The organism is Devosia nitrariae, assembly GCF_030160115.1.
Taxonomy (GTDB): Bacteria; Pseudomonadota; Alphaproteobacteria; order Rhizobiales; family Devosiaceae; genus Devosia; species Devosia nitrariae.
Genome location: NZ_BSNS01000031.1, coordinates 1 through 1,946, shown reverse-complemented (window position 1 = coordinate 1,946; position 1,946 = coordinate 1). Strand labels below are relative to the sequence as shown.

Annotated in this window: 1 protein-coding gene; it reads right to left on the bottom strand. The window is 65.9% G+C overall.

The genetic code is table 11. The features are described from left to right. On the bottom strand, positions 1-1,946 hold a 1,946-nt coding region (locus QQK18_RS26785; protein WP_284343486.1), incomplete at both ends, for an NADP-dependent malic enzyme.

Genomic DNA, 1,946 nt, shown 5'->3' with positions numbered 1-1,946 from the left:
CGGCTGGTGACCGAGGGCGCCAGGATGTGGGCGGGCTGCTTGGTGCCCATCAGGATCGGGCCGACCGGCAGGGCGTTGTTGAGCTCCTTGAGCAGCGTCATCGACAGGTTCGCCGCTTCAAGGTTGGGGAAGATCAGAAGGTTCGCCTCGCCCTTGAGCACCGTGTCGGGGATGTAGCTCTTCCTGAGGTCCTCGCTGATAGCCAGGTCCCCCTGCATCTCGCCGTCGACCATCAGGTCTGGGGCGATGGTCTTCAGGCGCTCATAGACCTCGCGCATCTTGGCCGAGGTCGGTCCCTCGCGCGAACCGAAGTTCGAGTAGGAGAGGAGCGCCGCCTTGGCCTCGATGTTGAAGCGCTTGAGGTGGTCGCGGGCTTGGCAGGTGATGGTGACGATCTCGTCGACGCTGGGATCGATGTTGACATAGGTGTCGGCCAGGAAGAACACGCCCCGGTTCATGATCAGCATGGAGAGCGCCGAGAGCTGCGAGGAATCGTCGGCCAGCCCGATCACCGACTGGATGTCGCGCGCGTGCTTGATGAACCGGCCCTGCAGCCCGCAGATCAGCGCGTCCGCTTCCCCGCGCTTGACCGCCAGCGCCCCGATCACCGTGGTGTTGGTGCGAACGATGGTGCGCGCGGTGTCGGGTGTCACCCCGGTGCGCCCCACCAGCGAGTGGAACAGCGCCACATAGTCGCGGTAGCGCGGATCGTCCTCGGGGTTGATCACCTCGAAGTCCACCCCCGGCTTGAGCTTGAGGCCGAAGCGGTCGATGCGGTGCTCGATGACCGATGGGCGCCCGATGAGGATCGGACGGCCGATGCCGTCCTCGAGGATCACTTGCGTGGCGCGCAGCACCCGCTCGTCCTCGCCGTCGGCAAAGGCGATGCGCTTGCCCTGGCCTTCGGCCAGCTCGATCAGCGGCTTCATCACCATGCCCGAGCGGAACACGAAGCGCCGCAGGCTGTCGCGATAGGCGCTCCAGTCGCTGATCGGGCGCCGGGCGACGCCTGTCTCCATCGCCGCCTTGGCCACGGCCGGCGCGATGCGCAGGATCAGCCGCTGGTCGAAGGGGTTGGGAATGAGGTAGTCCGGCCCGAAGATCGCCGGCACCCCGTGCGCCGAGGCCTCCAAGCCCGGCTCGTGCGCCAATCGCGCGATGGCATGGGCAGCGGCCGCCTTCATCTCCTCGTTGATCACCGTTGCCCCGCAGTCGAGGGCGCCGCGGAACAGGAACGGGAAGCAGAGGACGTTGTTGACCTGGTTGGGATAGTCCGAGCGGCCGGTGCACACCATCGCATCGGGGCGCGTCGCCTTGGCCAGTTCCGGCATGATCTCGGGGATGGGGTTGGAGAGCGCCAGGATCAGCGGGTTCTCCGCCATGTCCTTCATCATCTCGGGCTTCAATGCCCCCGCGGCCGAGAGCCCCACATAGATGTCGGCGCCCGCCATCACCTGCGCCAGCTCGGTGGCGTCGGTGTCCTGGGCAAAGGCACCGCGCCAGCGGTCGACCATGTTGTCGCGCTTCTTGGTGACGAGGCCTTTGCTGTCGGCGATCCAGATGTTCTCGCGCTTGGCGCCGACGGCGATCAGCATGTTCATGCAGGCGATCGCCGCCGCCCCGGCGCCCGACGTGCAGATCTTGACCTTGCCGATGTCCTTGCCGACCAGGGTCATGGCATTGATCACCGCCGCGGCGACGATGATGGCGGTGCCGTGCTGGTCGTCGTGGAACACCGGGATGTTCATGCGCTCACGCAACTGCTCCTCGATCTCGAAGCAGTCGGGCGCCTTGATGTCTTCCAGATTAATGCCGCCGAACGAGGGCTCGAGCGGGGCGACGATGTCGATGAAGCGCTTCGGGTCCTGCTCGTTGACCTCGATGTCGATGGAGTCGATGCCGGCGAACTTCTTGAACAGCACCGCCTTGCCTTCCATCACCGGCTT